This window comes from Hyphomonas sp. L-53-1-40 (assembly GCF_000682775.1).
In the GTDB taxonomy this organism is placed as follows: Bacteria; Pseudomonadota; Alphaproteobacteria; order Caulobacterales; family Hyphomonadaceae; genus Hyphomonas.
Window position 1 is genome coordinate 326,491 of the sequence record NZ_AWFI01000012.1, and the last position, 24,860, is coordinate 351,350.

At 59.6% G+C, this 24,860-nt stretch carries 26 protein-coding genes; 17 read left to right on the top strand and 9 right to left on the bottom strand.

Going from position 1 to position 24,860, the window contains the following annotated elements; translation table 11 throughout:
• Positions 1 to 11: 11 nt before the first annotated feature.
• The 3 genes from L53_RS07465 to L53_RS07475 are packed head-to-tail and all read left to right on the top strand — an operon-like array spanning position 12 to position 3,012.
• Positions 12 to 1,064: a 3-deoxy-D-manno-octulosonic acid transferase gene (locus tag L53_RS07465; RefSeq protein WP_233347695.1), complete on the top strand. Its 1,053-nt coding sequence runs from the start codon at positions 12 to 14 to the stop codon at positions 1,062 to 1,064.
• Complete coding sequence (lpxK, locus tag L53_RS07470) at positions 1,061 to 2,056, top strand: tetraacyldisaccharide 4'-kinase (protein ID WP_034813784.1); 996 nt, start codon at positions 1,061 to 1,063, stop codon at positions 2,054 to 2,056. The genes L53_RS07465 and lpxK overlap by 4 nt, the downstream gene beginning before the upstream one ends.
• On the top strand, positions 2,053 to 3,012 hold the full coding sequence (locus L53_RS07475; protein ID WP_051607700.1) for a lysophospholipid acyltransferase family protein: 960 nt from the start codon (positions 2,053 to 2,055) through the stop codon (positions 3,010 to 3,012). The genes lpxK and L53_RS07475 overlap by 4 nt, the downstream gene beginning before the upstream one ends.
• Before the next feature lie 6 nt (positions 3,013 to 3,018).
• Here the strand turns inward: L53_RS07475 and L53_RS07480 are convergent, their stop codons facing one another.
• Complete coding sequence (locus tag L53_RS07480) at positions 3,019 to 4,281, bottom strand: SulP family inorganic anion transporter (RefSeq protein ID WP_034813785.1); 1,263 nt, start codon at positions 4,279 to 4,281, stop codon at positions 3,019 to 3,021.
• A 267-nt stretch (positions 4,282 to 4,548) separates the two neighbouring features.
• On the opposite strand from L53_RS07480, the gene L53_RS07485 reads away from it, so the two are divergent.
• The 6 genes from L53_RS07485 to L53_RS07510 all read left to right on the top strand — a co-directional run bounded on the left by L53_RS07485 (position 4,549) and on the right by L53_RS07510 (position 10,444).
• Positions 4,549 to 5,778 (top strand): EAL domain-containing protein, encoded by a 1,230-nt coding sequence (locus L53_RS07485; protein WP_051607701.1) that lies wholly within the window; start codon positions 4,549 to 4,551, stop codon positions 5,776 to 5,778.
• Between the two features lie 70 nt (positions 5,779 to 5,848).
• Entirely contained in the window at positions 5,849 to 6,268 is a 420-nt protein-coding gene (locus L53_RS07490; RefSeq protein ID WP_034813789.1) for a hypothetical protein, read from the top strand.
• A gap of 20 nt (positions 6,269 to 6,288) precedes the next feature.
• Positions 6,289 to 7,239: a pseudouridine synthase gene (locus L53_RS07495; protein ID WP_034813792.1), complete on the top strand. Its 951-nt coding sequence runs from the start codon at positions 6,289 to 6,291 to the stop codon at positions 7,237 to 7,239.
• Positions 7,240 to 7,287: 48 nt separating this feature from the next.
• The gene (locus L53_RS07500) at positions 7,288 to 8,619 is read left to right on the top strand and encodes a cytochrome P450 (RefSeq protein WP_034813796.1); all 1,332 of its coding nucleotides are present in this window, start codon (positions 7,288 to 7,290) and stop codon (positions 8,617 to 8,619) included.
• Entirely contained in the window at positions 8,616 to 9,374 is a 759-nt protein-coding gene (locus L53_RS07505; RefSeq protein ID WP_034813799.1) for an enoyl-CoA hydratase/isomerase family protein, read from the top strand. The genes L53_RS07500 and L53_RS07505 overlap by 4 nt, the downstream gene beginning before the upstream one ends.
• Positions 9,371 to 10,444 (top strand): DUF2855 family protein, encoded by a 1,074-nt coding sequence (locus L53_RS07510; RefSeq protein WP_034813801.1) that lies wholly within the window; start codon positions 9,371 to 9,373, stop codon positions 10,442 to 10,444. The genes L53_RS07505 and L53_RS07510 overlap by 4 nt, the downstream gene beginning before the upstream one ends.
• Before the next feature lie 63 nt (positions 10,445 to 10,507).
• Here L53_RS07510 and L53_RS16335 read toward each other — a convergent pair whose 3' ends face one another.
• The 8 genes from L53_RS16335 to L53_RS07550 form a co-directional block, all read right to left on the bottom strand.
• On the bottom strand, positions 10,508 to 11,377 hold the full coding sequence (locus L53_RS16335) for an OmpA family protein (protein ID WP_051607702.1): 870 nt from the start codon (positions 11,375 to 11,377) through the stop codon (positions 10,508 to 10,510).
• Positions 11,378 to 11,491: 114 nt separating this feature from the next.
• A complete protein-coding gene (locus L53_RS07520; protein WP_156947871.1) occupies positions 11,492 to 12,775 on the bottom strand; it encodes an amidohydrolase family protein in 1,284 nt (427 codons plus the stop codon).
• Positions 12,776 to 12,799: 24 nt separating this feature from the next.
• Complete coding sequence (locus L53_RS07525) at positions 12,800 to 13,837, bottom strand: alcohol dehydrogenase catalytic domain-containing protein (RefSeq protein ID WP_034813808.1); 1,038 nt, start codon at positions 13,835 to 13,837, stop codon at positions 12,800 to 12,802.
• A complete protein-coding gene (locus L53_RS07530) occupies positions 13,834 to 14,757 on the bottom strand; it encodes a crotonase/enoyl-CoA hydratase family protein (RefSeq protein WP_034813810.1) in 924 nt (307 codons plus the stop codon). Before L53_RS07530 ends, L53_RS07525 begins: the two co-directional genes overlap by 4 nt.
• A gap of 3 nt (positions 14,758 to 14,760) precedes the next feature.
• Complete coding sequence (locus L53_RS07535; RefSeq protein WP_084333221.1) at positions 14,761 to 15,672, bottom strand: hypothetical protein; 912 nt, start codon at positions 15,670 to 15,672, stop codon at positions 14,761 to 14,763.
• A gap of 48 nt (positions 15,673 to 15,720) precedes the next feature.
• Positions 15,721 to 16,506: an acyl-CoA thioesterase II gene (locus L53_RS07540; RefSeq protein WP_034813816.1), complete on the bottom strand. Its 786-nt coding sequence runs from the start codon at positions 16,504 to 16,506 to the stop codon at positions 15,721 to 15,723.
• Positions 16,499 to 17,755: an MFS transporter gene (locus L53_RS07545; RefSeq protein WP_233347654.1), complete on the bottom strand. Its 1,257-nt coding sequence runs from the start codon at positions 17,753 to 17,755 to the stop codon at positions 16,499 to 16,501. The genes L53_RS07540 and L53_RS07545 overlap by 8 nt, the downstream gene beginning before the upstream one ends.
• Positions 17,752 to 18,840 carry a phosphotransferase family protein gene (locus L53_RS07550; protein ID WP_034813819.1) on the bottom strand — a complete coding sequence of 363 codons (1,089 nt, stop codon included), beginning with the start codon at positions 18,838 to 18,840 and terminating at the stop codon, positions 17,752 to 17,754. The genes L53_RS07545 and L53_RS07550 overlap by 4 nt, the downstream gene beginning before the upstream one ends.
• 304 nt (positions 18,841 to 19,144) lie before the next feature.
• Here L53_RS07550 and L53_RS07555 point away from each other — a divergent pair, with 304 nt between their 5' ends.
• The 8 genes from L53_RS07555 to L53_RS07590 all read left to right on the top strand — a co-directional run bounded on the left by L53_RS07555 (position 19,145) and on the right by L53_RS07590 (position 24,833).
• Complete coding sequence (locus tag L53_RS07555; protein WP_051607703.1) at positions 19,145 to 19,726, top strand: murein L,D-transpeptidase catalytic domain family protein; 582 nt, start codon at positions 19,145 to 19,147, stop codon at positions 19,724 to 19,726.
• A gap of 125 nt (positions 19,727 to 19,851) precedes the next feature.
• Positions 19,852 to 20,514 (top strand): hypothetical protein, encoded by a 663-nt coding sequence (locus L53_RS07560; protein WP_156947850.1) that lies wholly within the window; start codon positions 19,852 to 19,854, stop codon positions 20,512 to 20,514.
• Positions 20,511 to 20,999 (top strand): hypothetical protein, encoded by a 489-nt coding sequence (locus L53_RS07565; RefSeq protein WP_034813823.1) that lies wholly within the window; start codon positions 20,511 to 20,513, stop codon positions 20,997 to 20,999. The genes L53_RS07560 and L53_RS07565 overlap by 4 nt, the downstream gene beginning before the upstream one ends.
• 7 nt (positions 21,000 to 21,006) lie before the next feature.
• The gene (locus L53_RS07570) at positions 21,007 to 21,798 is read left to right on the top strand and encodes a hypothetical protein (protein ID WP_034813825.1); all 792 of its coding nucleotides are present in this window, start codon (positions 21,007 to 21,009) and stop codon (positions 21,796 to 21,798) included.
• Entirely contained in the window at positions 21,795 to 22,556 is a 762-nt protein-coding gene (locus L53_RS07575) for a hypothetical protein (RefSeq protein WP_034813827.1), read from the top strand. The genes L53_RS07570 and L53_RS07575 overlap by 4 nt, the downstream gene beginning before the upstream one ends.
• Positions 22,553 to 23,254 carry a hypothetical protein gene (locus L53_RS07580; RefSeq protein WP_034813828.1) on the top strand — a complete coding sequence of 234 codons (702 nt, stop codon included), beginning with the start codon at positions 22,553 to 22,555 and terminating at the stop codon, positions 23,252 to 23,254. The genes L53_RS07575 and L53_RS07580 overlap by 4 nt, the downstream gene beginning before the upstream one ends.
• On the top strand, positions 23,251 to 24,045 hold the full coding sequence (locus L53_RS07585) for a hypothetical protein (protein ID WP_034813829.1): 795 nt from the start codon (positions 23,251 to 23,253) through the stop codon (positions 24,043 to 24,045). Before L53_RS07580 ends, L53_RS07585 begins: the two co-directional genes overlap by 4 nt.
• Positions 24,042 to 24,833, top strand: coding sequence for a hypothetical protein (locus tag L53_RS07590; RefSeq protein ID WP_034813831.1), 792 nt, complete (start codon positions 24,042 to 24,044; stop codon positions 24,831 to 24,833). The genes L53_RS07585 and L53_RS07590 overlap by 4 nt, the downstream gene beginning before the upstream one ends.
• The last annotated feature ends 27 nt before the right edge of the window (positions 24,834 to 24,860 follow it).

Consider the following 24,860-nt stretch of genomic DNA (forward strand, 5'->3'; position numbering starts at 1 on the left):
TCCTGCTCGAACTGGGCCAGCGACTGCTCGAAAAGCGCCCGGACCTGCTGCTCCTCTTCACCAGCCAGACCCAGACATCGGCGCGCCTGCTCGGCCCCGCCCTGCCCGACCGTGCCATCCATCTCATGGCGCCACTTGATACGCCGGCGATCGCCCGCCGCTTCATCCAGCACTGGCAACCAGACCTGTGCATTTTTGGCGAAGGCGAATTCTGGCCCAACCTGATCCTCGAAGCGGAAAAGTCCGGCGCGAAACGCGCACTGGTGAATGGCCGCATGACGGACTCGTCTGCAGAAGGCTGGCAAAAGCTCAGCGGAGCCTTCCAACGCCTCGTCGGTCGCTTTGATGTTGTCCTTGCCGCCGATACTGACACGGCGCGACGGTTGGAAACCCTGCTCAATCAGCCAGTCCAGTCCACCGGCAACATGAAGTCTGCCCTCCCACCGCCTTCGGCCAGTGAAGTGGAAATCCGCCGCCTGCGCGAGAACTTCCTTGGCGACCGGCGTTGTATCCTAGCCGCGTCGACGCATGACGGCGAGGAAGCGATCTTCCTCGATGCCCTCAAAGGCAATGACGACACCGCGCTGATCATTGCCCCGCGCCATCCGGACCGCGGCGACGCCATCGAAAGCCTGCTCAAGACGCGCGGCCTGCCGCTGGCGCGCCGGTCCCGCGGCGAGACACCCACACCCCGTACCCGAATCCTGCTCGCTGATACGATGGGAGAAATGGGCCTCTGGTATCGCCTGGCAGATGCCGTCTTTCTTGGCGGCGGGCACACGGAAGGCGTCGGCGGACACAATCCGCTGGAACCTGTTCGCCTCGGTCGCCCTGTCGTGACGGGTCCCGATGTGTTCAACTTCGCCACAATGATGGATGATCTGGAAAAGCGCGGTCTAATCCGGCGCCTGAAGACGCCCAAGGCCATAGGCAAGGCACTGCTGACAATGGAACCGCCAGCTGCCGAAGCGCTTGCCGCCCTGAATGAAGCGGCTGATGCGCCCATGACGGTGACTTTGGAAGCCCTGTTGCCGCTTCTTCCCGAACCAGGCCTGCTACAATGAAGGCGCCGTACTTCTGGTCGGCCGGGCTCGATCCGAAATCTCGGGAAGCTGCGCCCCTGACTCGCGCTCTGCTCAGCCCTCTTGCCGCTCTTTATACATGGGGCATCCGTCGCAAGCTGGCCAAGGCCACCCCGGCGCGCACATCGATCCCCGTCATTTGCGTCGGCAACCTGACGACCGGCGGCGTCGGCAAGACGCCCATCGTGCAGGCTATCCGCCATCATATCGAGCTGAAAGGCATTCACGCGTCCAGCCTGTCACGCGGCTATGGTGGCTCCGAAATCAGTCCACAGAAGATCTATCCAACCTGGCACACCGCAGACATGTGCGGCGATGAGCCTCTTCTGCTGTCCCAGACCGGCGAAAGCTGGATCGGCAAGGACAGGTTCGCCGGGGTCCAACTGATGGCCTTTTATGGCACCAAGGTCGCCATCATGGATGACGGCCATCAGAATCCCGGCATCGTGAAGGACCTGTCGTTCGTCGTGATTGATGCGGCTGCCCCTTTCGGCAATGGCTACGTCCTGCCCAAAGGCCCGTTGCGAGAACCTGTCCAAGATGGACTCGCCCGCGCCGATGCGGTGATCCTGATGGGGGATAGCGATGTCCCAGAACGCGTGCAGCAGAGCGGCCTGCCCGTGCTGCGGGCCAGGATTGTCCCCTCGGCCCCCGCACCGTCTGGCCCGCTGGTGGCATTCGCAGGCATCGGACGTCCGCAGAAATTCTTTGACAGCCTGAAAGATCATGGCGGCGAGATAAGCGAAGCGGTCGGTTATCCGGATCACCATGATTATTCACCAAAGGAACTCGGCTTCCTCCACAAGCTCGCAAAATCCCATGGGGCGCGCCTGATCACGACCAGCAAGGACTATGTCCGTATCCATCCCGATGATCGTGGCGGCATCCTGCAATTCCCGGTCACCGCAGAGTTTGATGACATCCGCCAGCTTGACGCGCTGCTCAACCCGCTCCTCTATCCAGACAATTCATGACGCAGACCGCCCCGAAATATATTCGCCCAAAAGATATCGACAATCGTGCGACGTTCTGGCAGCGCGTCCAGTGGCGGCTGGAAACCATTGGCTGGGATCTACTTTATTGGGGGCCAATGAAGTTGCTTGGCCCAGACCGTGCCTCCGATTTTGGTGGCTGGCTGATGAAGAAGATCGGCCCGCGCCTTTCTCAGCACAAGACAGTGAAGCGCAATCTCCGGCTCGCTTTTCCGGATTGGACGGATGAACAGATCGAGCAGACGGCACTTGATGCATGGGAGAGTGCCGGCCGCGTCGCAGGTGAACTGCCGCACCTGCCATCCATCGATCCGTATACGTCTGGACGTGTGGATATTGTCGGTCTTGAAGTGCTTGATCGCCTGAAGGCCAGCGACAAGGGCGCGGTCTTCATTTCCGGCCACTTCGCCAATTGGGAAATCATGCCCGCCACGATCACCCAGCGCCTGCCGGACGCGGTGATGACTTACCGCGCTTTGAACAACCCCCATATTGATCGACGCATCTCGGATCTCCGCGCGGCCTATGGCACCCAGATCAATGCACCCAAGGGCGTCGGCACCCGTGAGTTAATGCGCGCTCTGGCCAAGGGCCAGACCATCGCGCTGATGAACGACCAGAAATTCAACGAGGGTATCGCGGTACCCTTCTTCGGTCATGAAGCCATGACCGCGCCGGGACCGACTCGCCTCGCCATGAAATACGGCGTCCCTATCGTGCCCGTGTCTACTGTACGCACCGGCCCGGCCCGGTTTCGGATCACCTTCCATGAACCTTTCGTGCCTGAAATCACCGGTGATGAGGCAGCAGACATCCAGCGCAGCGTCCAGCGTATTACCGATTTCATTGAAGAACAGGTCCGCGCAAATCCGGGCCAATGGTTCTGGCAGCATCGCCGTTGGCCAAAGGAAGCCTGGAAAGCCGCGGGCATTATCTGACCGGCCCTAGCGCTCCGGTTCGCTCCAATCAGCAGGCCCCACATGCCGACGCCGCAAACGGATCGCGAGTCCCAGAGAAACACCTACACCGATCGCGATTGTCAGATCGGCCACAACGGTCAGCACCAGCGTAATCAGCAACAGCGCGACATTCGCTTTCTCGTCCGACATATAAGCTCGCCATTTGTGCGGCTCGCTCATGTTCCATGCCGTCAGCATCAGCAGTCCTGCCAGTGCGGGCATCGCCAGATACCCCGCCAAGGGCGCCGCGAACAAAACGGCCATCAGGATGGTGAGCGCGTGAACAATACCGGCGACCGGCGTCTTTCCGCCTGCCCGCACATTCGTCGCTGTGCGCGCAATCGCGCCCGTAGCAGGCAAGCCACCGAACAATGCCGATCCAATATTCGCTGCTCCCTGCGCCATCACTTCAGCATTGCGTCGGTACTTCCCGCCGGTCATGCGGTCCGCTACCATCGCGGACAGGAGGGATTCCACACCCGCCAGAAAAGCAATTACGAAGGCTGAGGGCAGGAGTTCCGTCACACGGTCCAGACTAAACCCGGGCAATTTCGGCATCGGCAACTGGCTCGGCAATGCCCCAAACCGGCTGCCGATTGTATCGACTGGCAAGTGGAAGAAATACACGACGGCTGACGTCAGTCCCACTGCCACGATCAGGCCCGGGAATTTCGGTGCAACCCGCCGTAACCCGACGATCAGTGCCACTGTCGCAGCTCCGATTCCCACCGATGCCCAGTTCACCGTCCCGCGCGCCGCCCAAAGCACTTCCAGTTTGCCGAAGAATTCCGCCGGCAGGTCGGAAGTTGTCAGGCCGAACAGGTCATTCAGCTGGCTCGCCGCAATGATAATGGCGATGCCGACGGTGAAGCCGTTCACGACCGCCTCCGGAACGAAACTGATCAGATTTCCTGCCCGCAACAGTCCGGCGACAATCAGAATGATCCCCGCCATGAACGTCGCCAGAACGAGTCCGTCATAGCCGTGCGCAACAATCACGCCGAACACAACGACGATGAATGCGCCAGTCGGCCCGCCGATCTGAACCCGGCTGCCTCCCAGGAATGAAATAAGGAATCCTGCGATAACTGCCGTAACAAGACCGGCCGCAGGGTCAGCTCCTGACGCAATTGCAATGGCTAGGCTAAGCGGGATAGCGACCAGCGCGACCGTCACACCTGCAAAGAGGTCCGCCACAAAGAGCGGCCCCGAATAGGTCCGGATTGTTGTCAGAATCTTCGGCTTCATTCGTGCCCGGCCATGCCATGCCACCCCGTTACCCAATATCAATACGCCTACACCCGCACTATGCGTGCCGAAAAGGGCCGAAATTGTCGCGATCGATAGAGTTATGATCCGGCAAGTCGCCCTCAAAAACTCTTACGAAAGTCCGAAGAAAGAGTGTTGGGCTTCAATGAAGTGTGGAACGGAGTTTAAGGGACACTGGGATACTGTTGCCACTGAAACTGGTCTTCTTCGCCAGTAAACCAATGCGAGTCTCAGGGGCTTGAACGAATGACCGGATTCTCACTTCCTTCAACGGTTCTAGACGGACGTGCGGAAACATCCCGGCAGGCAATCAACTCTGCATTGACAGCCATTCGCCAACACCTAGGAATGCCGATTGCCTACATATCGGAATTTGTCGCGGGCGAGTCCGTATTTCGTTATGTAGACGCGCCGGGGCTCGAAAACCTGATCAAGCCGGGAGACAGCAGAGACCTGACCGAAGTCTATTGCCTGCACGTACTTGAAGGTCGCCTACCCGAACTCATTCCGGATACCTCCAAAAATCCGCTGGCTCTCGCCATGCCGATCACGCGCGAAATTCCGATTGGCGCACATATGAGCATTCCGATCCGCCTTGAGGACGGCACGCCATATGGCATGTTCTGTTGCCTCAGCCCGGAGGCAAACACGAGTCTCAATGATCGCGATCTGGAAACCATGCGCCTGTTCGCAAACCTGGCCGCACAACAGATCGACAAGGATTACGAGGAACGCCGCATCCTGCAGGAAAAGCGCGAGCGTATCCTCGAGACCCTGGATACAAGCGCGTTCGCCATTGCCTACCAGCCAATTGTCGACCTCGGCCAAATGCACCCCAGCGGGTATGAAGCCCTCTGTCGCTTCTCGGCTGAACCTTACCGATCACCGGATGTCTGGTTTGACGAGGCAGCTGCCGTTGGCTTGTCCGTTGAACTGGAACTCGCTTCGATCCGACAGGCTGTGGAAAAGATCCGCGAGATCGCACCCGACCAGTACATTTCCGTCAATGCCTCACCCTCCACAGTGATCAGCGATCAATTCGCGAGCACTTTCCTGAATTTGCCGCTCGACCGCATCCTGCTGGAAATCACTGAACACGCCGTCATTGACGACTATGAGGGCTTCACCAAGGTGCTGCGCCCACTACGCCATGCTGGTCTGCGGCTCGCCGTGGATGATGCTGGCGCCGGTCACTCCTCGCTCCGCCACATTGTTCAGCTTAATCCGGACTATGTAAAGGTCGACATGAGCCTGACCCGCAATGTGGATTCGGACTTGGCCCGTCGTGCGCTGATCGGCGCACTGCTGTTTTATACGCGAGAAACGTCGGCCCACATCATCGCCGAAGGTATCGAAACCGAGGCAGAGCTGAATACACTCAAACTGCTGGGCGTTCGCAGAGGCCAAGGCTATCTGCTTGGCCGCCCGGAGCAGGATATCGCCAAGACGATCGATTTGTTCAGCAAGGCGTCCTGACAGCATTCAGCCCCTGTGCATTCCGCAAAATCGTTCTAGATTGAGCTGACAACCCCGGAGCACGCGCCTCATGAATATCGGTGAAATCGTTTCTGTCGTCACCCTTCTGTTTGGGGCGGTTCTCGGCCTGTCCGCCATGTTTTCCCCCGCTTGGGCCAGCCGCATTGTTCGCCTCGTCGAGGATCCGGACCCGCTCCGCCCCGGTGGCTATTCGGAATTTCGCGCCACTTATGGCGGCCTGTTCCTGTTCGCACATCTGATGACGGCCATTCTGGTTGTGAATCTGTCGACGGGTTCCGAAGACATCCTGACGACGCTCGTTGTCCTGCCGCTCGCTGCAGGGTGGGTTGGCGCTGGCACCGGTCGCCTGATGTCGCTAGTCTTCGACCGAGCCAAGAACCGGGAGCCCGGTCTGATCCCGATCTGGATTCCGATGGAGATCATACTGGGCCTTGCTATTGCGGCGCCCTTCCTCCACTTCCTGCTCTGAAGCAACAGAAAGAATATCCCATGACGGAGCGTCGAGAGACGGGCCGCCCGCGCCGGAAACCTTCCAGCCCGAGCAAGCAACGCCCAGCCCCAAAATCCAAGCGTCCAGCCGAAGAGAAAGACTGGAGCGAAGGTGAGCGGATCGCCAAATACCTTGCGCGCGCTGGCGTCGCCTCGCGCCGCGAGGTCGAACGCATGATCGAGGATGGCAAGATCACGGTCGATGGCGTCAAGCTGACCTCTCCTGCCTTCAAGGTCACAGGCCGCGAACTGATCCGCGTGGGCCGCAAGACCATTCAGGCCCCTGATGCGACGCGCGTCTGGCGATATCACAAACCGGCTGGCCTCATCACCACCACTGTTGACCCGGAAGGTCGGCGCACGGTCTTTGACGAGTTGCCCAAATCCCTGCCACGCGTGGTCACCGTCGGCCGGCTAGACCTGAACACCGAAGGCCTGCTGCTACTGACCAATGATGGCGCGCTTGCCCGCGCCCTGGAGCTGCCGAAGAACGAGCTTGAACGCACCTATCGTGTGCGGGCCAAGGGCACCGTGACCGACTACAAGATTGCCGAATTGGCCGAAGGCATCACGGTCGATGGCGTCGACTACAAGCCGATCACCGCCGTGTTCGACCGGGAAACCGGCGCAAACAGCTGGCTAACCGTGACCCTCTCGGAAGGCAAGAAACGCGAAGTCCGCCGTGCACTGGAAGCGGTGAATCTCATGGTGAACCGCCTGATCCGCGTGCAGTACGGCCCGTTCCTGCTGGACGATCTTCGCCCGGGCGCGGTCGAGGAAGTGCCGACAGACCTGCTACAACAAGCCATCGGCCACTTGATGACGAATGAGCACGCTGCCCGGCCTGCCGAGCCGGCTCGCACCTCCAAAAAGCCTGCCCCTAAGTCACGCCTTGGCAGCAGGTCACCTTCAGGTAAGCTGCCTTCCAGGAAACGCACAAAGCCTCGCTGAGACGGCCATTGATAGGTCTCCGGCGGCAAAGCCATACGGAGGTCCCTCATGCCACTTCAGAACGTAACCGAGACCTATCAGGTAGATACCGCACCGCGGCCACCGAAGAACAAGCCCGTCTTCGATCTCGCACCGCCAGTCGACCTGACGGACCCGACCGTCTTCTCGTCCCGCGGCGGCTACACTCATGAAGCCTTCGCAGAAATGCGCGAAAAGGCTCCCGTCATGTGGCATCCAGAACAGGTCGGCGCGGGTTTCTGGGCGGTGACTTCCTATGATCTCGTCAAGAAAGTTGAGCTCGACCCGGTTATCTATTCTTCACAACGCGGTGGTATCCTGATGACCTATGGTCAGGAAGACACGCCCCGCCATCCGCTGCTGCACTCATCCAGCCTGAACAGCCTGATCAACCTCGACCGTCCCTACCATACGACGCTCCGTATGGAGCATATGCAGTTCTTCCGTCCCGGTTTCGTGGCAGAGTTGCGCAAGCGCGTTGATGTGCAGGTCAACCTGCTACTCGACGCGATGGAGAAGCAGGGCCCTGTGGTCGACATGGTGGAACTGTTCTCTGCCGAATTGCCGCTGTTCACGCTCTGCGAAATCCTTGGCGTACCGCCAGAAGATCGGCCGAAACTTGTCCACTGGATGCACTTCCTCGAAAATTCGCAATACCAGGCCCAGCAGGAAGGCCTCGGAAATGTCACGCCCGAACAGATCATGGCCTTCATGTCAGAGATTCAGGCCATGTTCGATTACGGTCGACATATGCTGGCCAAGCGCCGTGCCGATCCGCAGAACGACCTTCTTTCCGCGATCGCCAATGTCGAGATCGACGGCGAGCCCCTGAGCCCCGAATTTCTTGATGGTTCCTGGCTCCTGATCGTCTTCGCCGGCAATGACACAACCCGCAACTCGCTGTCGGGCACAATGCGCCTTCTGACCGAATTCGCCGACCAGAAGGAAAAGCTGATCGCGAACGAGGACCTCTTTCCCAATTTCGTCCATGAATCGATCCGCATGGTCAGTCCCGTCACCTATATGCGCCGCACCGCAACAGCGGAGACGGACCTCGGCGGCCAAACCATCGCCGAGGGCGATAAAGTGGTCATGTACTATGCCGCGGCCAATCGAGACCCGTCCAAATTTCCCGAACCTAACCGTTTCGACATCACACGCGCCAATGCGAAGGAACATCTGGCGTTCGGACATGGCCCACATGTCTGCCTGGGCCAGCGTGTTGCCAACATGCAGCTCGACTCAGCCTATCGCAACATCCTCGCACGCTTTCCGAACATAAAATGGACGGGCGAACAAACCCTCGCGCCCAGCAATTTCGTGCACGCCATTTCAAGCCTCATGGTGGACCTCGGCACATGAGCGAGCCGCTGGTCCTTCGTCAGGACAAAGACGGCCTTGCGACTCTTACCCTGAATCGGCCCGACAAACTCAATTCACTCACGGTCGGCATGTTCCGCGAACTTCGCCATCATGTGCTCGACCTCGAGACGGATGACAGTGTGAATTGCGTTATCCTGCGCGGGGCGGGCAAATGCTTCTCTGCCGGGCATGATCTTGGCGACATTGCCGAAGGTGAAAAAGTCCCGTCACCGGGGTGGCACTCTGAAACGCTCCGCCTGATGGAGCGCCTGCCCAAGCCGGTCATCGCGGCCGTCCACGGCCACTGTTATACAGGTGCGTTGGAAGTTGCCCTCGCGGCTGATTTCATCATCGCCGCGGAAAGCGCACGTTTCGGGGACACACATGCCAAATGGGCGCTTACCCCGATCTGGGGCATGAGCCAGCGCCTGCCACGCCGTGTAGGGATTGCCACGGCAAAACGCCTGATGTTCACCGCCGACATGATCCGTGCTGATGAGGCCTTCCGCATCGGCCTCGTCGAGCAAGTTGTAGCAGACGCCGACTTCGACAGCGCCTGTCAGGACTTGGCGGATCGCATACTCGCCAACTCGCCATTCTCCCATGCGGCAAACAAGCGTCTGCTGGAGGCGACCGAGGCGCGAGACTTGGATAGTGGCCTGCAATGGGAGATACTCAATTGCGAAGGGGTTGGGCCTGACATGCAGGACCGAATCGCGGCCTTTACGGGCAAGAGCAAGAAAGCGAAGACATGAGTGATTTCCTGATCCGCCGTGATGATTTGCGCGACACGCGCTGGACCCCAGCCGACCTGCCTGCCCTGGCCGACGGCGCTGCCCGTCTCAAGGTCGATACGTTTGCCCTGACGGCCAACAATGTCACCTACGCCACTTTTGGCGACCAGATGCAGTATTGGAACTTCTTCCCCGCCGCAGATGCAAGCTTTGGCCGCGTGCCCGTCTGGGGGTTCGCGACTGTGGTGGAATCCAAGGCTGAACATGTGAATGAGGGTGACCGCCTGTACGGATATCTCCCCATCTCCGAACATTTCGATGTTGAGCCGGTCAGCGTCGGCAAACATGGTTTCATGGATGGCGCCGCCCACCGCCAGGGCCTCGCGCCCATCTACAACACATACATCAACACTGCTGGCGACCCTTCCTACGATGCCGCGCTCGAAGACCAGCAAATGCTTTTCCGTCCACTCTTCACGACGGGTTGGATGATTGATGACTGCCTGATGGAAACCGGCGACCCGGTGCCGGAAACCGTTGTGATCTCCTCTGCCTCGTCCAAGACTGCCATGGCGCTGGCTCACTGCCTGAAGGTTCGCGGTGGTGTCGACACGGTTGCGCTGACCTCGCCCGGCAACAAGGACTTTCTGGAAAAGACCGGCCTGTATGGCCGCGTCCGCACCTATGCTGACGCCGACCGCCTGCATGCACGCGGCCTGACGGCCTTTGTCGATTTCCTCGGACGCCCCACACTGACGGCAGATGTCCACAATGCCTTAAAAGACCGGCTTGTTCGTAGTCTCGTCATCGGCGTGACCGATTGGGAAGGCGACCGTTCGCCCATCGCGCTGCCAGATCCTCAGCCGGAATTCTTCTTCGTGCCAACTTATGCCGCTGAACGCGCAGCCACGCTCGGCGGCGCTGAAATCAATCGTCGGCTCGGCTCTGCCTTGAAGAGTTTCTATACGGCCTCGAAGGACTTCGTCACGCCGCGCCACGCCAAAGGTGCAGACGCAATCACGAAAGCATGGACGCAGACCATCGACGCCCAGGTCAGCCCCTCCGAAGGACTGATCCTCTCAATCTCCTGATCGCAAAAACAAAAGCCCCCGCTGCGGCCAAACAGCGGGGGCAGGTCGCACACCTGGAGCGCTCTAGCGTCGCTCCGAGACCTTGAACTCCATGCGTCGGTTCTTTGCCCAGGCTTCATAGGTTTCGGCCCTGTCCAGCGGACGGGATTCCCCATACCCGACTGCCGTCAACGCTTCAGCCTCGACGCCGTGCTCGACCATATAGTCACGCACTGCTTCTGACCTCTGTTGGGAGATCACTTCATTATATTGATTGGAGCCGCGAGAATCCGTGTGGCCGCCAATCTCGATCACGTGGGCATCACACAACAGCGCCACGCCCGACAGCGCATCCAGCAAGCGTTCGCTGGTCGGCGAGATGATGGCCAGATTGCTCTGGAACATGATGGTGCGGCCATCCATCGTGGCATTGAACGCAGATTGGCACCGCCCGGCATTGGCTTCGCCATCAGACAATGCCGCCAGCGCCTCGCCCACGCCCCGCTCGCCTTCTTCAACCGAGATGCCATCCACGACGAGCGTCACATCGGACGCGACGTCGGCATTGTCCTCGAGGGCCGCCTGCCCGACCAGAAAGCCCTGCTCCTTGGCGGCCGGATCCGGCGCCAGGCCAGTCAGAACGGCAACCGGCCCACTGACATGCAGCCCCATCCACGGGAACCCGGCATCCGGGAATGTACGCTCTAGCGCGCCCACCCAGCCAACATTTTCTGGCCGCGTCTCAATGGTTGTTGGTTGTGACGCCGGGGGTGTGCTTGAGACAACAAACGCCGCCCCGTCCCAGTAATAGTCGCCTTCAGCGAGTTGGACACACTGAGGCCCGCTTTCGGCGGCCACTGCTTTCGGCGCATCTGCCGATTCCCCTCCACACGCCGCAACACTGAACAGCGCAGCCCCGGCGATCGCACGGGCAAGGAAAAGATCTCGTTTCATGCAACTCACTCTAAATTTCGTGGCGCTTGCGCCGCATCCTCATCAATCGCCAAGTCTCTGGCGATTGATTGGGAAAGTCAAAACGCTTCGCGGCTCAGGCGAAGTCCGGTCCGATCATTGCGCCTGCTTGTAGACCGTTCCGCCTTTCATCACGAAATCCACATCCTGCAATTCAGTAATGTCTTTCAGGGGATCTCCCATGACCGCAATGATGTCGGCATGCTTGCCAGCCGTGATCGTACCAATGACATCTGCCATCTCGACATGCTCGGAGGCGACCACGGTCGCCGCGCGGATCGCTTCTTCCGGCGTGAACCCGGCTTCTACCATCAACGCGAATTCCTGCGCATTGTCGCCATGCTTGGACACCCCCGTATCCGTGCCGAACGCCACTGTGACACCGCCCTCATGCGCACGGCGTAGCATATCCAACATCAACGGTCCCACAATTGCGGCCTTTTCCCGGCTCGGCGCGGGGAGCCAGGGCTCGTTGACCCAGCCCGTCACCGTTGCCCCGGCCAACACTGTCGGAACCAGAACAGCGTCATGCTCCTTGAACAGGGCGATCGTTTCATCATCGGTATAGGAGCCGTGCTCAATGGAATCGATGCCAGCCTTCAACGCCGACACGATGCCGCCCTTGCCATGCGCATGCCCGGTCACCTTCCGGCCCATCGAATGCGCGGTCTCGACAATCGCAACCAACTCATCATCCGTAAACTGCTGTTCCAGTCCGGCCCGAGTGTTTGAGAGCACTCCGCCCGTCGCGGCGATCTTGATGACGTCTGCACCTTCCTTGATCTGCTGGCGCACGGCGCGGCGGCAATCATCGGCGCCATTACAGATATTCTTGCCGGTGAACATTGCCATGACTTCTGGCGAATAGCCGTTGATGTCGCCGTGCCCGCCGGTTACGCTGATCCCCTGTCCGGAGGCCCGGATGCGTGGGCCCGGCACATTACCTTTTGCAATGGCATCGCGCAGTCCGAAAATCGCATTGTTCGACGAGCCGACATCCTGAACCGTCGTGAAGCCGGTTAGCAATGTCTTGTAGGCAAAGCCCGCGCCGTCGAAAGCCGCATCCACATCTGTGTACTCGAACGCCTTGATCCGGTCATTCGGCCCATTCTCGAATGTGATGTGCACATGGCTGTCGATCAGGCCGGGCAGGACATAAGCGTCCTTGAGATCTATCAGGTCCGCATCCCGCGGAGCGCGCTTGTAGCCCGCTTCAATCGAGACGATCTCGCCATCTTCCACCGTAATGGTCTGGCGGGTCAGGTAACCTTCGCCCGGTTCGGCCAGCACGTGCCCGGCATGGATCAGGGTTGTCTCGGCCATTGCAGTACCGGTCATCACGGTTGCCAGCGCTGCGCTCGCAGCCAGTTTGCTAATCATAGAAGTCATCAGGTCAGCCCTCCCTCAAGGTGTCAGGATCATTTTCATCGCACCATTCTCGCGTGCGTCAAACATACGATACGCCTCTGCCCCTTCCGACAGCGGCATATGATGGGTAATGGTGCGCTCCGGGGCCAGCTTGCCCGCCTGCACCAGCGGGATCAATTCGGGCCAGTGCTCTGGCACCGAGCAAGTGCCCGTCCGGAACGTCAAATTCTTGATAAAGGCCAGCGCCATCGGGAATTTGAAATCCATTGTCTGGTTCACACCGATGCAGGAAACCGTTCCCGCGGCCTTGGCCAGTTTCAGCGACAGATGGATCGCCGGGTCCGCGCCGACACATTCCACGACGCTGTCACACATCCGGCCTCTGGTCTGCTCCTCGATCACGGCCTTGGCTTCGCTCGCGTCCAGCGCAACCGCACCCATCGCCTCTGCCATGGCGCGCCGCTCCGCAACCAGATCGACCGCATAGACTTTCGCCGCGCCCATCAGGAAAGCGCCTTCCACGGCCATCAGGCCAATCGGACCGCACCCGACCACGGCAACAGTCGCACCGGGATGAATATCTGCTCCCTTCAGCCCGTGCCAGGCCGTTGGCAAATTGTCCGTCAGCAGAACGGCCTGGTCATCACTGATCCCGTCCGGAATGCGCGCCAGGCCAAAATCCGCGACCGGTACCATCGCATATTCGGCCTGTACGCCCTGCAGGCCGGGGCCGAGCCCATAGCAACGCCCGCCATGCGTGTCGCATTCATTCATATTGCCTGACATGCAGGGCACGCACGCGCCACAGCCCACAGCGGCCGAGATCATTACCCGGTCGCCTGTCTTGAACCGCGACACGCCACTGCCAGTCTCGACAATCTCGCCCACGGCTTCATGCCCGACGCAATAGCCGGTCTCGTCGCTGAAACCGTGGCCCTGATAGATATGAAGGTCCGATCCGCATATTCCGCAGGCGGTCATCTTCACGATGGCACTGCGCGTATCTTCCGGTTTCAACTCAGGCGCCTCGCCATACGCAATGTCGCGCGTGCCTTGGTACAACAGTCCCTTCATTCCATTTCCTCCGGGCCGGTCAGGTGGCCATTCTCATTTCTGGTCTCGGGACCGAAGACACGGGCCCGTCCGTCTCCAAAGGCTGCATCCCGCGCGCGAAGCGTAGGCTTCAGGCCCTTGTCTGCAACGCTGTCACGAAACCCCTGTGCGGCACGGGTGTTGTGGCCCCGCACATCATTTTCCACTGCAAGCCGTTGAAGCGTACGCGCGCCCATCAGCTCCATGGACAAATTCACAATCCGCTTGTTGGCAGATAGCAAATCGGGATCGATCTTTGCCATGCGTGACGCCAACCCTGTGACCTCTGCTTCCAGAAAGTCGCCGGGTACGGCCTTCAATACCAATCCTATGGCTTGCGCTTCCTGGCCGGTGACGGTGTCGCCGGTCAACAGCAACCGTTTGGCCCATTGCGGTCCGCAATTGTAGACCCAGAAATTGTTTGGCAACGCGCCGAGGTCGCGCGCCGGAGGGAAGCCAAATGTCGCATCATCTGCCGCAATCACCATGTCCGCCATCAATGCGAGATCACACCCGCCTGCCAGGCAATAGCCATGAACCTTTGCAATCACCGGCTTGTGCATGTCGAACAGCGCCATGCGCCAGCGCTGTTGCCGTTCCAACTGCCACGCATCATCATCCAGGCTGCGATGACCGCGATAGGATTTGGTATCCTTGTCCTCCACCGGCGACACCGGCACATCGCCGTCTGCACCGGAAAGGTCGTAGCCCGCACAGAAGGCACGCCCAGCCCCCTCAAGGATCACGCAGTGCACTGACCTGTCATTGTCAGCCTCCCACAAGGCCGCCGACAATTCCGACTGCATCAGGTAGGAAAGGGCATTCAACTTTTCGGGCTGGTTCAGCGTGATGCGCGCATAGCCATCCTGCGTCGTGTAGAGAAGTGTATCGAAACTGCCCATGCCTCAGGCCGGCAGCCGGTCAGCGGGATAGTCCGGATAGCTCGCCTTCATGACACCATGGTTCAGCAGCATTTCGGCAACCGGCGTCTTGCCGGTCGCATCAAAGAAGCGTGTGCGGATCCAGTAATTCTCGACCCGTCGGCTTTCCGACAGTGCCACGACCTCGCGACGCAACAGATAGGTCTCCCCGACCAGCAGTGGCCCATCAACCATGCGGATTTCCAGATCGGCAAACAGGCCAATCGCAGGTTGCTTGACCGGGAATTTGGAATTCCGGTTGGAGTAGTTTCCCAGCACACTGACCATTTCCAGGGGCACAATCGGTTTGCCCCACGGCCCCGCAGCGCCATCGGAGTATACATCCATCGGCTCTGTGATGACCTTCAACTTGTCAGCCAGTGAGAAGGGATAGAGATTTCCCATATGCTGATCCGGGTGCATCGTAACCGTCTCGTCGGCTGCGCCGGTCATGCCCACTTTCATATCGGCGAGGATCACGAGGTCTCCCGCCGGGCGCAGCTTTGCCATGCGCGCTTCGAGCAATGTCTCACCATGATCCGGCCCAATCGATGCGCTGGCCTCCAGCACCGGCGTACCATCCTCCTTGAACGCCCGGCACATTGTCCGCGTCGCCCCCGGCGCTGGGCGATCGACTTCGACACGCACCTTCTCACCCTCGAACACCATGTTCAGGAAATGACTGGAGAAACAGCCGCGCTCGAACCACGCGTCGCCCCAGATTTCGGCAAGGTATGGCACGAATTGCGAGAAATGCGTCGGCCCTTCAATCGGCCCGGCCTTGATGCCGAGGCGCTCCGCTTCGCTGTCATCATGAAGGCTCTTATGCCCATCATAAGATTGCTCTTGCAGCATCTGAGCGGGCGCGCGCAGTGGCCCCTTGATTGTCTCTGTCATGTTTCCTCCGTCCTTCATCGTCTTCTATCTGGGGTGTTCCGGCAAGGTTTATCGCGGCGGCAACAGGCCTGTCTGGCTGGCCGTTGTCAGCAAGGTGCCGTCTTCTCCGAACTGGTACAGAACGCCATGAGCGACGCCGGCAGCAAAGCCCGACATACGCGTCACATTCAGCACCCAGTCCGTCTTCGGAAGCGCGTGGATGCGCACTGTGTTGTCGAGGCTTCGCCCGCCTCGCGTGCGGGTATGTGCGCCAAGGAAAAAGTCTGAGATCAGCGACAGTCGCGCGGCATCCGCGGGTCCGGTATCCTTCACCCGCACCCAGACCATTTCCTCCGCTGTCGTATCATCCTGATGCACAGAGCGGCGCTCGATCCGTCCGGCGAGATTGTCGTCCCGCGAGAAGGGTATCTCGTGACTTTCCGCACATTCCGCTGGCGGCGGCACAGGGGGCATGTTCAAAAACTGCCGCCCCTCGCTGTCATCCCATCCGCCCAAGGCGGCTGAAACGTGCAAGACCGAGCGACCGTCTTCCGTCAAATCGGCAACCGCTTGCACAACGGTCCTTCCCTCGGCCAGCTTGCGCACCGTGATGTCGATGCGCGAGTTCAGCGTCGCGCCGCCCGCAAACTGTGCCGTTGCCCATAGCAGAGGGCGCCCGATCGCAGTCTCCAATGCATGCACGCCTGCGGCCATGGACACGCCGCCCATCAGGAATTGCCGGTCTGGCGGTCCCGCACAGGCGCTCTGGCGCGCGACGAATTCAAACCGGTTGGGGTCCTCTGTCGATTGGATTGGTATCCAGAAGGTCGGGCGTGGGCCCTCACTGTCAGCCATCTGCGTCCTCCTCAGCATGTGTTTTCGACCGTTTTGGATCCAGCCGCACGGCAATCAATGCCAACACCAACAAGGTAGCTGACAAGCAAAGCGCCATCATGGCGGTGCCCGACCAACCCCAGATTTCATAAACGGATGTGCCCGCCCAGCTGCCCAGCCCGCCTCCGATGAACATCAGCACGATATATGCTGTCATCAGGCGCGTGCGCACTTCCGGCGGCTGATTCAGGAACGTCATCCGCCCGGTGACATCAATCAGCGGCCCGACCACATTCATCAGCATCAATGGCACCAGCAACATCCACAGGCTGTGGCCGAACACGTCGAGCAGGCAGACGCCGGAAAACTGCACCAGCGCTACGAATGCTCTCAGCCGTCGGGGCCCGATCCGGTCGGCCCAACCACCGAAGAACGGCGTGGTGAACACATTGATCAGCGCAAGCGCCGCCAGATAGCCTACCGTATCAGCACCATAGCCCATTTCAGGGCTGGTCAGGTAGAGGCCGAGCCCGAGCCACACCGCCAGGAAGACACCGAAGCCGAGCCCCTGCATCGCACCAGACAGCAGAACTTCCGGGTGTCGCCGCACAACCGGGAACACAGACATGACAAGTCCGACATAGCTTTGCTTTTCCTGCGCATCGCCGCGCCCCTGTCGCTCATCCATGATCCGCGGCAGCAACAGCGTCACCCCGCCCATCAATGCTGCAGCAACATAGTATACCGACCGCCAGCCATAATACTCACCCAGCCAGCCGCCGCCCACGCGCGCAACGAGAATGCCGGAGATGACGCCCGTGGTCAGCATCGCCATGGTCTGGCCCAGCCGTTCGGGCGGCACGCGCTTCGACGCATAGGCCGGCAGCAAATAGGGCGTGATCGTTGAAAATCCGAGAAATGTCGAGCCTGCAATGAACAACCGGAAATCGGTCGCGAATGCCATGGCCAGCATGCCGACGAACTGGCCTGCGGCAAACACGGTCGCCAATCGCTTGTTGCTGAACCGGTCCCCCAGCGGCAGCAAAAGGAAGATGCCGAGCGCCAGCGCAATCTGGTTGAACGCAGGCACAAGCCCAATCTCCGACGGCGACGCGCCGAAATCTTCCGCCACCAGAGCGATGATCGGATGGATGTAATAGGCGTTGGCCGTCACCACCGCGCAGGCCAGCGTCAACAGCCAGATGTCGCGTCGGCTCAGATACCGGTAATCAGACCCGCTGCCCGGCGGGCCGGACAGGTCAGAGCTCACCCGGACATCCCGGCCCGGCGGGCATATTCGGCCGCAAACTGCGCCAGCGGCACCACCCGTGCAGCGTTCGACTCGGCATTGGCACTGTTTGCAGTGCCATCACGAACGCGACCAATGATGCCCTGCAGGATTCCCGCAAGCCGGAATCCGTTATAGGCAAAATAGTAGTCCAGCTCCGGCAAGCCATCGCGGCCCGTATGCTTGCAGTACATGTCGACATACTCGTCCATGCTCGGAATTCCCCAGGCCTCGAGGTCATCAATCGCCATGATTGAGCCGCGCGAGGAATCCCCCGGCGGCATCACCCAGTTCATGAGGTGATAGGAGAAGTCGGCAAGGGGGTCGCCCAACGTGCAAAGCTCCCAATCCAGCACCGCGATTACTTTTGGCTCGGTCGGATGCAACACCATATTGTCGAGACGATAGTCGCCATGCACGATCGTGGTCTTGTCGCCCGGCGGGATGTTCTTGGGCAGCCATTCGATCAGCTGTTCCATCTCCGGGATATGCTGGGTCTCAGATGCCTTGTACTGTTTGGTCCAGCGATGGATCTGGCGGGCCACATAGTCGCCTTCCTTGCCGAAGCCTTCCAGGCCTGCAGCGCGCCAGTCGACATTGTGGAGATCAGCAAAGGTCTTCACCTTCGCCTCATAGATCGCGCGGCGCTCGGCTGGCTCATAATCGGGCAGCGTGCCATCCCACAGGATGCGGCCCTCAACCATGTCCATGACGTAAAACATCGTGCCGACGACGCTTTCGTCGGTACACAGGCCATAGGGGCGTGCGACCGGATATCCCAGCGGGTAGAGCGCGGAAATCACGCGGAATTCGCGGTCCACGGCGTGTGCGCTCGGCAACAGCTTGCCCGGCGGTTTGCGGCGCATGACATATTTCTTGTTGGGCGTGACCAGTTGGTAGGTCGGGTTGGACTGCCCGCCCTTGAATTGGCGCACTTCCAGAGGGCCTTGATACCCCTCGACATTGGCCTCCATCCACGCGGCGAGCTTCGCCTCATCGAATTTGTGCGACTCGACCACAGGCTTGGTGCCCGTGAACAATTCTGCAGCGGTTTCTCCCTCGGCCATTTTCTGCCCTCTTTTCTACAAGTTTTCCTGTCACACCATACTCACGGCTTACGCGACGCCAAGGCCTTCCGCGACGTCCGCATTGGCCAGCTCACATGAAAGGTTCGCACTGTGCGAAAATTGGAAACTCTCGTCACCGCCCTCGCCCTGCTCAGTTTTGCCGTGTTCGCCTTGGTGGCGGTCATGATTGTCATCCTCGTCCGCGAAATCGTATTAGTCTTCCAGCGCCTCCGCGGCGTCTTTCATCCGGTCCCCCGTCCAGCCAACCGACACCTCGTCCACACGCTCGAAAGCCCGATAACCCATGCGCCGCTTGCTGATCCTGCTCTATCTCTGTTTCCTTCCGGTACCATCGCACGCCGCCGAGATTGATCCCGATCGCATGATCCGGCCGGAATTGCTGGGCGAGGCCATACAGGCGATGAGCCGGCATTCCGACCGAACCAATCCGAGCCGACTGGTCATCGTCGATTATGGCCTGCATTCTGCGCAGAAGCGCCTTTTCGTGGTCGATCTCGAAACCGGCCTCGTCAAAGCCTATCGCGCCACGCATGGCCGGGGTTCCGACAAGGATCATGATGGCTTCCTTGATGCCTTCTCTGATGTGCCCGGCTCCTCGGCGAGTCCGCAAGGCGCCTATCTCACGGCCGAGGAATATTACGGCAAACATGGCCGCTCGCTGCGTCTCGATGGCCTCGACAAGACCAATGCCAATGCCCGCCGTCGCGCCATCGTCATCCATTCTGCCGCCTATGCCGAACCTGCGATGATCGACAACTACGGCAAGCTGGGGCGCTCGAATGGCTGCATCGCCTTTTCGCGCACCGACCTCGACACCTTCATGACCCTCGTCCCGCAAGGCACGCTGATATATGTCGGGCGTTAAGCCTCCCCGGAAAATACTTGTCACCCCCCATTCCCGGCCTAAAGTGCGCGGCTGGGGGACGAAAACATGCTGGCGGACGACATGTCTGATCATCTTGGGACAAATTGTGCGAGGCCGGACGCCTCGTGAAGCTCCCATCTGTCCTGTCCCGTCTGCGACGCAAGCAAGCGCGTGTTGATACACCGCCCCTACCGCCCGTCACGACATCCCCGACAGGGCCACCCGACGCGCCGCGCCCCGCCCCGCTGGAGCGGCTCAATCGCTGGCTGACCCTCGCCGCGAATGTCGGCGTCCTGCTAGGCCTTGTCGTCCTGATCGTGGAAGTTCGCCAGAATGCGTCCCTGACGCGCACGGCAATGGACCAGCAGAAGAATGATTTGCTGGCCGAAATCGAATTCAATATCGCAAAGCCGGAAATCACCAATATCTGGGTCAAGTCGATCCGGGCACCTGAAGAATTAAGTGATGCCGAGATCCGGACCATCGACGGCCTTCTCATCTCCATCATGCTTCAATGGGATCAGATGTTCATGATGCAGGATGCCGGGCTGATCTCGGAGACCCGTGTCCGGCAGCATATCCAGAACTCAGCCCCCTTCTATTTCGGCTCCCGTTTCGGCAAGCACTGGTGGGCATTGCAGATAAACGGCTGGGAGGGCACGGCCATGCAACAAGTCGCCGGACCCATCGTCGAAGCGCTCGATGAGGATTTTCTGGACCACCACCTCGACAAGCTGAAATTGCTCCCCTCCGAGGAACTGACCACAGACGAGGAGATGCCGGAATGACCCTCGAACAAGCTGCCCTCATTGCACAGATCATCGGCGTCGTCGTAGTGGCGGCGACGCTCATCTATCTTGCCCTGCAGGTGCACCAGGGCGCGCAGCAAATGCGCTCTGAAGCCCGTCAGGCACAGCTCACCTATGACCAGACCGGCGTCTACAAGTTCGTCGATTTCCCGGAACTGGGCCGCATCTTCTCGCAGACTGAAACGCCAAGTTTCGAGGAGAAGACCAAACTCTTTTTCTGGATGATCGGTCAGATGCGGGCGCGCGAGTATGAGTGGCTGCAATACCAGAATGGTGCGATCACGAAAGAGTCGTGGGAAACCTATCAGGGCGTTATTTACTTCGTCCTCGGCACGCCGCGCGGACGGGCCCTGTGGCAGCTCTGCCGGGGCTATTTCAATGCGGGGTTCGCGGACATGGTCGACGGCATGGTGAATGATACGCCGCCGATTGATCTCTGGGACCAGCTGCAGGCTGTGGAGTAGACTGACCATGATCCTCCAGCGCCTGACCACAGCGCTCCGCAAACAAGACTGGTTCACCGTGTTCATCGAAACGCTGATCGTCGTGCTGGGTGTGTTCCTCGGCGTGCAGATCGGCAACTGGAACCAGTCTGGCCAACAACAGCGCCTGTTCGATGAATCCTTTGACCGGACCATCGTCGAAATCCAGTCCAATCTGGCCGAAATAGAGGCCTCACGCGGGACAATCGCGGCGCGGATTCCCATCGTGCAACTGGCGATCGAGGATCTCCGGGCCTGCCGCACAGGCGATGCAGCAAAGACACGGATTGAGGCTGCGTTTGCGCCAGTCGGGGCGCTGAACGGTTTCAACCTGGATACCAAGGCGCTCGACCAGTTGATCAACAATGACGGCTTCCTGCCTTACCAGACACCCGAAATGCGCAAGCGTTTGATGGCCCTGTCGACACGGCTCAACCTGCTGCATACCAACTCAATAGCCATGGGCGACAGCCACAAGGTTACATACCAGGATGTTTCCCACATCGTGCGCCCCGGCCCACTGACGTTTGAAGGACCAGAGCAGGCTTTCGAAGCCATCCGAGGCGGCGCGATTGCCAGTGGGGAAATGGTCAGGAAACAGGCACTTGTCGTGCCGTTGGACGTAGCTTGCAGGGATGAAGCCTTCCTTGGTGCTTTTTTCAGTTGGGAGAATGCAGCCTATTATCATTGGATCATGGGTAAATTTGCCGCTGAGGCGATCCGCAACGACCTTGAAGCGCTGGACGTACCGGCGTCCAAGACGGAAGGAGACACGCCATGATCCTCCAGCGTCTCGCCACCTCCATCCGCAAACAGGACTGGTTCACTGTCTTCATCGAGACACTGATCGTCGTGCTCGGCGTGTTCTTCGGCCTCCAGCTCGGCAACTGGAACGAGGCGCGCGCCGAGCGGGCGCAGGAAACCGAACTTCTCCGCGCACTGCATCAGGAAATCGAGACATCCATCCGCCTCACCGATCAGAAAGTCGATGCCATCCGGCAGGTGGTCGCTGCCGGCAAGCGCTCGCTTGATTTCCTTGAGTCAGGCGAAAGCTGCGGTGATGAGTGCTGGAGTGTGCTGGTCGATTTCTTTCACGCCTCGCAGTGGCAATCTATCGAGGTCGACCGGTCCACCTATGACGAAATGCGCCGGCAGGGCTTTCCTCGCTCTCGCGACATCGTCGACGTGGTCGAAGGCTACCTTGCCCAGAATGCCACCCTGTCAATCACCAACGAGCTGCCTGCCTATCGCTCCCGCGTACGCCAGCTCATCCCGTTCGACGCGCAGGAATTCTACTGGGATAATTGTTACATCCTGAACGACGGTGCCGAGACCTACATTCTCGATTGCGCGAAAGGCATCAGCGACAAAGCCGCCGCGCGCGCTGTCGGAAGAATTGCCGACACGCCTGACATCCCTCTCCTCCTCACTCAATGGGTCGGCCTCCAATCCGCTACGCCAGCTGATCTCATAGTCCAGAACCGGACAGCAGAAATCGCCCTGGAGGGAATCGAAGCCGAACTGGAGCGCCGCGAATGATCCTCCAACGCCTCGCCACCTCCATCCGTAAACAGGACTGGTTCACCGTCGTCATCGAGACATTGATCGTAGTGTTCGGTGTCTATCTCGGTATCCAGCTTGGCAACTGGAATGCGGCGCAGAATGCGAAGGCCGAAGAGGCGCGGATCATTGAACGTCTGACGATTGACTTTCAGGCACAGGAAGCCCTCGTGCTGCACTATATCGAGATGGCAGAATACATGATTGCCGATCTCGACGAGTTGGCGACATTATTGGAGGTTGCTGACCCTCCCGAGGACGAGGCCCACGTCCGGCGGATGATCGTCAACATATTTGGCGTTAGCACGAAAACCCCGCCGCCGCCGAGTTTCGAAGAATTGGTGGCGTCGGGCGGGCTTGCGCAACTGAGCGACATTGCGCTGCGCGAAGCACTGACGAAGTATGGGCAGACAAGCTCACTGTGGATCTACGTCGAAAATCGGTCGGTTGCATTGAAGCAGCCGGACTCCCCACTTGTACTGGCGCTGAACTACAAGCCCGGATCACTTGGTTCCGGCGAAGAGGCTGACAACTTGGTATATGATTGGGAGAAGCTGCGAGAGGCCCGCTCCGCCTTGCTACTGGTTCTGATCAATCTCGGCCAGGCGCTTGATCGTCATCAAAAGGATCTGGCCGCGGTGCGCAATGTGATGGATGCGCTGGAGGCGGCGCAGTGATCCTCCAACGCCTCGCCATTTCCCTCCGTAAGCAGGACTGGTTCACCGTCGCGATCGAAACGCTGATCGTGGTGTTTGGCGTCTTCATCGGTCTGCAGGTCAACAACTGGAATGAAACGAGGGTGGAGCGTCAGCTTGCAAAGGACTATGTCAAACGTCTCGAAACAGACCTTCGCACAGACCTCGCCAATTCACGTCTGCTGACAGAATACCATGAACAGGTATTGGCCGCAGTTGTGAGAACAGGTGAGCTGCTGTCCGCCGATGCGCCCGATGCAAAAGAACTGATCCAGATGGCTTATCGGGCGACGGAGATAAACCAGCTGCCACCGGAGCGCGCGACATGGGACCAGATCGTCTCCTCCGGGCATCTGGGATTGTTACCCGAAGGTGCTGTCGAAGGCGGACTTTCCACATATTATGCATTCGATGCGATGAAGGTGACTTATGACGCCCTCGAACAAACGCCGTATCGCAAGGCCTTGCGGTCAAAAATCCCGATACCGGTCCAGCAAGCCATACGGGTGGGATGCAGCGACCTGCTGGATGAACAGAGTATTCTGCTAGGTTTCAAGGAGGAATGCGAGATTGAGGCGGACCCTGAAACCCTGCAGGCCGTCGCTGATGCCATCCGGGCCGACCCGGCTATTCGTGAGCATCTGAGGTTACAATTTGCCGAAGCAACGACTGCGGTCAACAATCTGCAGGGGAATTCCGCACTTATCAGCTCGGCCCTGGAACTACTCGGTGCTGCCCCGGAGGGTAGCACTGATGAAGGGACAGTCCAATGATCCTCCAGCGCCTCGCCACCTCGATCCGCAAGCAGGACTGGTTCACCGTCCTGATCGAGACGCTGATCGTCGTGTTCGGCGTGTTCATCGGTCTGCAGGTCAACAACTGGAACGAGGCGCGGGGGGATCGGCTTGAGGCCGAGACCTCGCGTGAGCGACTGATTGCTGATCTCCATGCTGATCTCGACGCCTTTGCGGTTCGTCGGCAATGGTACGCGGAGGTCCAGGAAGCCGCCCTGCGCGTGGATGATGCGCTGCGGTCCGATCCCCCCGAAACGATTGATGAGACTTGGGGGTTTGTCCTCGACAGCTGGATTGCAGGGGGCGAATGGCCGTTCGAGCCGTCGGCGCAGATTTACAGGGAGCTTCAAAATTCTGGCGATCTCGACCTCATTGCCAGCGGATCAATGCAGCGCCGACTGCGCGACTATTATGAAGACTCGGTCAACGAGATTGAAACGCTGATGATATTCCAGTCGGGGTATCGCGACCTGTCGCGCCAATTGATCGAAGGCCGCGTCGGTATGGTCATTAGTGACTGTCTCTCCTCGGCACCCAGTCCCGAACCCAGCCAGCCAGGCGCAAACCCTGATACATTCTATGAAAACTGTCCGCCGCCAGAAGATATTGCTCTCGTTTTGCACTCAGCCGAAAGTCTGCGGGAATCGGAAGCGCTCCGATTGCAGCTGAATTTCCAGCTGAGCAAACTCGCGTGGCTGCCGTCATTTCTTGATTACCTCGATCGGCAAGCAGCATCGCTCGTGTCCGATCTGGAGACGACGCGATGATCCTCCGCCGCCGATCCGAAGGGGTGC